Raw genomic sequence first — 8,988 nt, forward strand, 5'->3', positions numbered from 1 at the left:
GACAAGCATCCCGAAGGCTAAGACCACCGCAAGGCGGCCTACCGGCCACGCTTACGTTCACGTCGACTAGTGCCGGCTCTCTAATATCTCCGCTGATCTCATTCCAAAGATCGTCGCGCTTTTCCTGTGACCATTGCCGTATCATCTGGTCCCGAACGGCCCTTTGCTGCGGAGTGAGATCGGTAGCCCAAAGCTCCGGCGCATCCATGTTCGGGTGAACGGCCTGCTGTTCGCGATACCACTGAGTCAGATCCTGGGTCATGTTCTCGCTGAGCTGCATGCCATGAGACTCGGCGAAGCTGGCGTCACGAGAGAGAGATTGCGAAAGTTCTTCCAGTCGCCGCGCTGCCTCTGAGTAGGATTTTGCTCGCGCAAGCGCGTCCTCGGTGCTTTGAGAGGAAGAAGATGTGGAAGAAGCTCGGCTAAACACGCCAGAGCGATCATAAGTGCCATCCGATGTCGAGGCGCCACTGCCACTCGAATGTTCGTCACGCACACCGCTCGAAGACGAGCTAGAGCTATCTGTCGAGCGCGTCTCGTCGGTGCCATAACGTAATGTGTCTTGTTGGCTCCCCGTCCTACTTACACCGAGCGATCCACTCACCCTCGGCAGGATGCCGCCAGACCCGCCGTTGCTGCCCGAACGGAGCCCGCCGCTGCTCCGACCCAGCCCACCGGTCAGGCTGCCTTGCACTTGGTCGAGCGTGCCGGCCGTCCGATCATGTCCTTCCGAGATGCGCTGACTTTGCCCGGTGGAGGATCGCTCCTCGAGACCCTGCGAGCTCGACCCCGATGTGCGATCGAATTGCTCAACGTTCGTATTATAGGAGCGCCCGGTTCCGGACTCGAAGCCGGTCGTACGTTCAGTGGATCTGCCGAATGCGCTCCGGTCGGTGTGCGTGCTTGTCAGAATCTCTTGAGCGGCGTTCTCGTACGCCTGCGCCTGTCGATGCGCCTGGCTCGCCATCTCACGCCATTCGGCGACGCTTCCGCTGTTCATTGTCGGCGTGAAACCAAGGCGCGAGATCGCGCCTCCCATATCAATAATGTCCTGGCCATTGCCGAACCCAGATACGACGGCGCCGTTATCCTGCCTCCAGCCGACGCTGGTCGATCCGCCCATGAAGCTGGGGGCGATCGACCACTGATCGCTCTGCCGCATGTTGGAAGTCGCGTTTGCCCAGCTAATGTTTCCATAGGAATAGTTCCCGGTGGTCGCCTCGACCGCAGCCGCCTCGGCCGCGTTCTGCGCGGGAGCCAGCATCGACGTCGCCTGGCCTGCAATCGACATGGCGCCCCGCGCCAGCCCTGCCGCGAGAAACGGAATGCTCATCAGCATGAAGCCAGCGATCGTCGCCGTCTCGCCATTCACCGCCGCGATCCCGGCATATGAGCCGAGCGTCACGCCCCCGCCGGCGACGCCGGTTGCGGCCGCCTCTGCCCGCGTCATACAGATCATGTGAAGGATGACGTACAGCGGTCCCCAAGCTGCGAGATAGAAGAAACCTACAGCGTAGCCCTTCAGGGTGCTGACTCCCGTTTGGGGCATCAAGAACAGGGGAAAGATCACTGGGAACATCGCGAAGAACACCACTGTCAGCACGATGTTCAGGATGGGCACCCATGCCATCGCCTGTTGCGCAATCGAATTGTAGGTGTTCCGAGCCTGGATATCGGCGCGCGTCTGCGCGAAGGTATCGATGGTCGCGGCGCCAGTGCCACCCGACATGCTGTTGCGCGCCTGCATGAACGCATTGATCGCAGTGTTCTGACGCATCGCTTCGGTATAGCTGCTGCCTGCCCCCGTGAAGGCGGCATTGGCGATAGGCAAGTCGTGCCTTAGCTTATCACCCGCCAGGGCGTTGCTAAGCTTCGGATAGAGCTCCTTCCCCCAGATCGGGGTATTGGCCTCGATCATCGGTGCCCACTGCGCATCAAGCATCTGGTACGCCTGACGGCAGGTGACGATGAAGTTGTTGACCGTGCCGTCGCCCTGCCGCTCCAGCCATTCCTGAGAACGAGCCTCCGATCCTGGGCCGATGTCGGCCCAGAGGTTCTTCGACTGCGCGAGGTTGGTCAGCGATTTCTGGTAGAGCATAACGTCGCCGAAGAGGCACTTCTTGAAATGCTCTTCCAGGTTGGTCGAGAACTCGGCGTCCCTGATGATGAAGTTGCGCGTCGCATCGAACAAGCGCGCGCCGTAGACCATGCCGTTTGTGGTGTAGTTGAGTTCTCCGGGCATCACGAAAACCGTCTCTGCCGTTCGGGTCAGCCAGTCGCCGATCTGCGTTGTGAAGCTGGCTAATACCCCGAGACCCAGCGGCACGTTCGACACGGTGGCGGGCGCGAGGGAAGGATTGATCCGGTCGGTCACCTTGATGTCGACCGTCGGGACCATCAGGCAGAGATAGATCAGCGTCGATTGCAGGAACCAGTTGAACCAGGCGCGGAAGTTGAGGGTGAAAGCGACGACGAACAGCGAGTAGATGAAGCCCATGACCAGCACGACGCGAATGAGTGAGCGGTAGCCCCCTCCCCCCGACCAGGCCGCGACGGCGTTGAAGGTGTTTACGAGATACTCGCCACCCCCGACTGTGAAGACCTCCAACATTGTCCCATCCCCTGCCGCTGCCCTACATCAGACCCTGCGCATTGAGCCCGCGAGAGAAGTTGAGCGCGGACGACATCCCGGGCGTCATCGAGTTCTGCAGGGTGGACTCGAGCATGATGCTGCGGTTGATGATCTGCATCGTCACCTGCAGCTTGTTGTTGAGCTTCACGTCGCGCTGTGAAAACTTCAGGCGGGTCGCAGCGATCTGCTGTTTCCACTGCGCCGCCGTCGCCTGATCGAAGGTCTGGTAATGCGTCTGGGCCTGCTCGACACGATCGAGCATGTTGTCCAGCATCGCCGCCAGGAGATCGACCGCCACGATCTCGGACAGCGTCTCGATCTCGCCATCCGTCAAGGCGTAATGCGCGTAGGCTTGGACGGCCAATATCTTGTAGATCGGAACAGTGGCGATGTTCAGAAGCTGCTTTTCGGCAGCGTCCAAAGCCATGTCGGAGCGGATTTTGCCGCTCATCGACTTGATCATCGAGGCGATCCGGGGGCGGAGCGCCGCTGAGGCCGGGACGGTCAGCGTTTGCTCGCCGACGTCGTAGCAATCGGCATCGTTGCACTTGAGGATCTTTACGGCCGGCGCATTCGTCGTCCCGTCGAGCAGCGCGGTCACCACCGCCTCTTCCGCTGGACCGAACATGACCACTTTTCCGCCGACGGCCGGATCGGTCGAAGGCGTCGTGACGACCGTCCCGACCAAGGTCATCACATATTCGGAAAATGACTGATCGAACGCGCCGAATTTCGCCGACTTCTTCAGCGCCTCCCAGGTGTAGTTGTGCGGCTCACCGACGAGCTGATCCTTCATGCTGCCATCGGTATTACCTGCGATCGTCGCGTCACGCCTGTTGCCGTTGTTGCAGCCTTGCCGCGAAGCCGCCCAGTCGGAAAACACTCCCTGACTGTTGCCCACCGCCTCGCAGATCGTCGAGCGGGTTGAATCCATCTGCGGCCAGATGCCGCCCACAAGCGCCTGAGCCGTTTCACAGCTCGAGATATTCATCTGGTTCAACAGTTGAGCCTTCTGGCTGAATTCGTCCATGACTTTGCCGATCTCTGGCGACACGGAATCGATCGCCAGCTTGAAGGCAAATCCCAAAGCGTTGTTTGCGGTAGCCTTCAGCATCGCCACGATCTCGGAGGCGTTGATGAAGGAGAAGCTCCCGCTGAACAGGTCGATCCCGCCGCAGCCCGCCCGCGCGCTCGGAAGTTGCAGATTGAACGGTGACACGCTCTTCTGAGGGAAGCGGGTCCACACATTCCCGAGCGAATAATAGCCGGCCGATTGACCCTGAAACGCCGTCGGCCCGGTGACGTTTGCAGCGCCGCCGGCCTCGTTGAAAAAGCCGTTCATCTCCGATGCGACGTCGGCGCGCGCAACGCCGACCAGGGCAAAGTGCGATACCGCGAGCAGACCCAGCCACGACGATGCCCACTTGCGAACTGCGGGGCGCCTGCCCTTCCCTCGTGCCTCAGTCATCAGTAGTCGCTCCCCACCTTGGTGTTGGTCAGCATGAAGATGCGATCCATGATCTCGTCGGCGCTGAGCACGCCGTAACCGACCGGGATAGTCCGCCGGGTCTGGGTGTCGAAGAGTACGAGTGCCGGCGTCTCGTTTCCGGCCAGACCCATTCGAGCGCGCTGGCCGGAGTCGACGACGTAGTTGGGGAAGTCCTTACTCGGTCCGCCGTCCATCGAGACGGCCATCACCGACATCCTGTGACTGTCGGTTACGGAGCGTAGGATCGGAGCGAACACCTCGCACGCACCACAGCTCTGCGCGTAGAAGTAGAACAGCCCATATCGTTGTCCCAACCTGGTCAGCACCGCGTCGCGATCGGCCTTGCGGTTGTCGAGCCACAGCCTTTTCCCAACGGTGGAGACGGGACGTTGCAGGGTGTAGTCGAGTTCGGGGTTCTGCCAGAGCGCGCGTTGCCAGGTATCGGAAAAGGTCGATGCCCGATCGAGCTGCTCTCGCTGGAAACGGACATAGGCGATTACATTCTGCTCGGTCGGTTCAAGGATGGCGCGCGCCTTCAACTCGTCGAGTTGCTTCGTGATCGCCGCCATTCGCTCCGCGGCGCTGGCAATCGGGGGCGGCTGGCGTGCTTCACTGTTCTCGGCCGGCTTCGGCTTGCCACAGTAAAACCATTGGCCGAGCTTCCGTTCGCCGCAGTAAAAGTCATCAGGCGCATCGCGATCGAGTCCGCCTTCGACGACCGCTCCGTCCTGCGCCAATGCCGGCGTTCCGAGCCCGACCGGCGACAAGACCAGCAGAAGCATCGCTACCTTAGCGTGTCGCAACATCCGTTGGCGTCCTTTCACCGTCAGTTTGATTTGTCGCGGAGAGTGGGGGCAGGTTGGGTAGTGGATCGGGTACGGCCGGCGTGCTCCAAGCCGGGAGACGAAGGCAGCAGTCGAAACCGCGGGCGCTTCTCGATCCGCACGGGTGGCCGGGTTTGGGAGGCGGCAGCGGCGACTGGATGAGAAGCAACGCCACGATGGCGGGCAATTCAAAGACGGCCATCGTCCAGCTCCCCTGTTGTCAGGCGCAGCACGGCCATCATCAGGGCGACGTCGATCAGGCGCGTCCCCTGATCGAGCATTCGGATGAGGCCGTTAGCGAGCACGCGAGATACCCGTCGGCCCTCCTCCGTCGCCATCAGGCTGCCGCCGGTCATCGCCAGCCAACCGCGACTGACCATTCCGCCTGCCGCGGCGGTCACATCTTCGCCAGTGATCGCCGTTTCGAACCAGCCGCTCAATGTCTCCGCTAGTGCGTCCGAACCGATCGGGCTCATGGCACGATAGACGGCCAGGAAGATTGCGAGCTCGAAGACCGTCATGGCCCAAGGACACGGGTTTCCTACCTCGGCGGACCGCGGATCAGTTGCCATGTAGGTCATAGTAGGCCTGGATCTTGTCCTGAATGTCGGACAGCGTCTGGACTTCGTCGGGCAGCTTCGCCGCCTCCATGAAGTCGGAATAGACCTCGGTGAAATCCATCAGCGATAGGTCGAGCTGGGCAAACTCCTCGATCGCGAAGCCTTGGCATTGCTCCCGCTTCGGAGGCCCCCAAGGCTTTCCAAGTTGGATGCGCCCTTGTTCCTGAAGGATGCGGGAGAGCTTGCTCTCGAAGCAGCAATAGGCGGTACGCCTCGTCTTGCAGATGCCGAGGAAGCTCGAAGAGCAGTAGCTGCCAAGATTGTGGCAGAAGCCCATTCGATCCTTGATATCGAGCTTCATCTCATCCTGTGAGCACGCGAATAGCGTGAGGAATGGTGTAGCGAAGGCGGCGATGGCAGCTGGTCCGCCGGCGAGCGCCGCGGCCCCTGCCGCGACCGGCACGACACCGGACACTTTGCCGGCGCAGCAGTTTATCAGTCCGAAGACCGGCTTGTGGCAGGTTTCCCGCTTTCCACTGAAGACGCGATAATCAGTCTCGTTGAATTCCTTGCCTGCCTGGTCGAGCGAGTGAAGTCCGACGAGCGCGTCCCTGAACTCGGTCGACGCTTCCCGGACGATAGGCTCACAGTCGCCGTTGATGCAGTAGACGTCGCTCCCACAGATATACTGTTTGTCGCCCGGCACGGTGCTGCCCGGCGCCGGACATTTGTAGACCTTCTCGACGACCTTGCAGGGTCCGCTTTGGGGATCGTCCAGGCACGTGTCTCGGAGATGCGTGCATTGGCGGTTGTTCTCGAGGTCCGAGCAGTCGTTTCCCCTACTCAGCGTGTGGCACATGTAGTTCCGCTGCCATGCCCAGCACGCCTGAGCGATCGGGACGCCTTCGACGGTCCGCGTTTCTGCGCCCTCGACGCAGATGTCGTCGTCGGACGATTTCCGGCACATTTCGTCCGTCGCGGAGCCGGCGCAGCTGCTTTCGTCACGCGACACGGTGACGCTTACCTCACCCTCCTTCTTGAGGAAGACTGTCCCGGTCGCGTGATTGTAATGATACGGGAGCTCCCCTTGCGGAAGCTCGGCACCGCAGGAGAATTGGGTAGCGGTCCCGGAAAGACGCCGCTTGCAGAAGCGCAGGTAGGCGGCGGGATCATCGCCGCCCGCGCCCAAATCCATCTGCGCGTCGCAGATGTGCTTGCTTACCCCGGTCGACCGGCAGACGCCCGCCACCGACTTGGCGTTGAGATAGTTGAGATCCGCAAACCCGTAGCCGGCCAGGTTGGTTGCGACCCCATAGTAGAACCAGCGCTCGCTGTTCGTGATCTGCGGGACCATCGTGATCGTACAGGCGCGCGGCTCTTCCGTGAGTTTGGAGCCCGTATTGCAGGTCGCCTCGTAGTAACCCTCCGTTCCAACGCCCGGCGGCAACGGGGTGCATGTTCCCGAACCCGCCGATATGTTCTCTCCATCGAGAAACGCGGTGGGATCGTTCTCGACCTGCGTGGCACGATTGGTCGTCGCGAGAATCTCCGCATTGCTGAAGGTCGGGCGCACGCGGTCGGCGTCGGTGACAATCCGGTAGCTCTCGTTGCCCGTCTTCGACGCCTGGGCATCCGCCACGAGCCGGTCCGGGTCATCGAAATATGTGCCCTGAGGCAGACTGGTGCCGGCGAACCCCGGCACCGCCTGCGCCTGTTCGTCGCTGGACGGCACCAGCGACGGATCGTTGCGCTTCTCCTGCGCCATCGCCTTGCCCTCTTCACGGGCCTGCTCAACGGTCATCTCCTGCGCGCCGGCCTGATGCACCGTCAGAAAGAGCGCCAATATGCTGCTCGATAGGATCCGGCTGACTTTCACCGGCTGCGCTTCATGTTCGACAGGGCAACAGCGGCGATCCGCGCGCCCGGCCCATTACCTTCGGCGAAGGTCGTAAGCGCGTACTCGACCGTCACGTTGCCGATCATGCGGTCGTATGGCGGCAGCTTCGTCTGGCAGGAAAAGCCGGCGCAAAGATCGAAGTCGGAAGAGACCGTCACATAGGTCGGCACCGCTTGGACCCCGAATGCTCGAAAGAGGCGTGGATCGATGCCGATGCTCGCGAGCTGGCCTTGATCGACGACCTTGCTCAGACGCGCGACGAAGTCCTTTGCCGAGTTGTTGGGAAATCCTCGAAACACGACCACACCACCGGCATCAGCGGTATCGCTCACCAGTTGCCGGAGTGAGTTTTCGGGCATCGAGAGGCTGGCAAATACGATGAACTGGGGGGCCTCACCGCCGTTGGCGCCGATATTGCCCGCCGCGCCTTGCACGATCTCATCGAAATCGACCGCACCCGCCGGCCCTTTGGGCAGGTCGGTTGATGCGACCCGTCGCATATTCTCGACGCCATCGGTCTGAACCGTCGCGGCATCTTCCCGGAAGCGATCGCCGCGATCCTTCACCTGCTCGACAAACGCTTGGGCCTCCGTCGCGAGATCGGCGGCCCGCTTCTTCACGGATTGGACATCGACGCCATCGACCGACTGCGCGAGCAGCGTCGACAGGCCTGCGGTACAGAGGAGGGCGAGACCGCCAAGAGTGAGAAGGCGCATCGTAATCCCCCTAGAGGACGCAGCAGTTGCGCTTGCGCCAGACGAGGTAGCCCATGTCCTCGCCACCGGCGGGATAGGCGCGTCCAGCATCGGGCGGCATCGTGGATGCCCCAATCGCCGAGCAGGCAAAGCGTCCGCTGACGGTCGGGATCGGGTTGACCATCTGGAAGCGATATTGCTGCTTTCTCATCACTGGCATCAGGTACTTTTTGCAGAGTCCGGCCGATCCCATCGTGCCCCATGCCAGCGCCTGGCGATGCATCTTGTAGGCAAATCGCGATAGGGCGAGCCGGGACGACTGCACGTGGCCGATCGACGCCGGGATGTTCCCGTTGAGCGGGTACATCGGGCCTTGGCAGCCCGCACACCAGAAGAGCGGATCCAGCGGGAGGTTCACCGTTCCGGCGATGCAATCGCCAGCACAGGCGGCCTGGGCGACCGGGTTCGCAAAGACGATCGCTTCCGGGTTGATTAGGGCCGCTAGCGAGTCATCCTGCCACAGTGGATCGACCTCCGTCATGTAGGCGATATCGAACGAAGCCTGTTCGAAGCAGACGAAGTCGGTGAGGATCTCCATCCAGTATAGAAGCGGATAGACGTACCAGTGGACGTGCCACTTGGCCGTGCTCTGCGAGCGGCCTCCGACCATCGAAGGGCCGGCAAGATAGCCTTGCCCAATGTCAAAACCGGGCGCGATCCGGACGCCGCCGAGATTCGGAAAGCACCACGGCTTCATCGTCACGTCCGCTAGCCGGGCAGGTTCCCAGAAGCCGACCGCAATGCCAATGCGCGGGAGCGGATCTGAACACGCGCAAATCGGCGAGGAAGGATTTTTCGGATCGGGTCGTCCGCTCGGCCAGATTTTCAGGC

The 8,988-nt window shown here is 61.6% G+C and carries 7 protein-coding genes; all 7 read right to left on the bottom strand.

Annotated elements, in window-relative coordinates; genetic code table 11:
- A partial coding sequence (locus tag Q0U08_RS14280) for a conjugal transfer protein TraG N-terminal domain-containing protein (RefSeq protein ID WP_298092098.1) occupies nt 1–2,611 on the bottom strand: 2,611 nt, incomplete at its 3' end.
- 22 nt (nt 2,612–2,633) lie between these two features.
- On the bottom strand, nt 2,634–4,034 hold the full coding sequence (locus tag Q0U08_RS14285; protein WP_298092107.1) for a conjugal transfer protein TraH: 1,401 nt from the start codon (nt 4,032–4,034) through the stop codon (nt 2,634–2,636).
- Nucleotides 4,035–4,099: 65 nt separating this feature from the next.
- Nucleotides 4,100–4,927 (bottom strand): conjugal transfer protein TraF, encoded by an 828-nt coding sequence (locus tag Q0U08_RS14290; protein WP_298092100.1) that lies wholly within the window; start codon nt 4,925–4,927, stop codon nt 4,100–4,102.
- A gap of 206 nt (nt 4,928–5,133) precedes the next feature.
- The gene (locus tag Q0U08_RS14295) at nt 5,134–5,466 is read right to left on the bottom strand and encodes a hypothetical protein (protein ID WP_298092102.1); all 333 of its coding nucleotides are present in this window, start codon (nt 5,464–5,466) and stop codon (nt 5,134–5,136) included.
- A gap of 40 nt (nt 5,467–5,506) precedes the next feature.
- On the bottom strand, nt 5,507–7,348 hold the full coding sequence (locus Q0U08_RS14300; protein WP_298092104.1) for a conjugal transfer protein TraN: 1,842 nt from the start codon (nt 7,346–7,348) through the stop codon (nt 5,507–5,509).
- A 29-nt stretch (nt 7,349–7,377) separates the two neighbouring features.
- Complete coding sequence (gene trbC, locus Q0U08_RS14305; RefSeq protein WP_298092105.1) at nt 7,378–8,118, bottom strand: type-F conjugative transfer system pilin assembly protein TrbC; 741 nt, start codon at nt 8,116–8,118, stop codon at nt 7,378–7,380.
- Nucleotides 8,119–8,128: 10 nt separating this feature from the next.
- Nucleotides 8,129–8,988: conjugal transfer pilus assembly protein TraU (traU, locus tag Q0U08_RS14310; RefSeq protein ID WP_298092106.1), on the bottom strand; the 860-nt coding region annotated here is incomplete at its 5' end.

It is taken from the genome of uncultured Sphingomonas sp., from assembly GCF_946477935.1.
In the GTDB taxonomy this organism is placed as follows: domain Bacteria; phylum Pseudomonadota; class Alphaproteobacteria; order Sphingomonadales; family Sphingomonadaceae; genus Sphingomonas.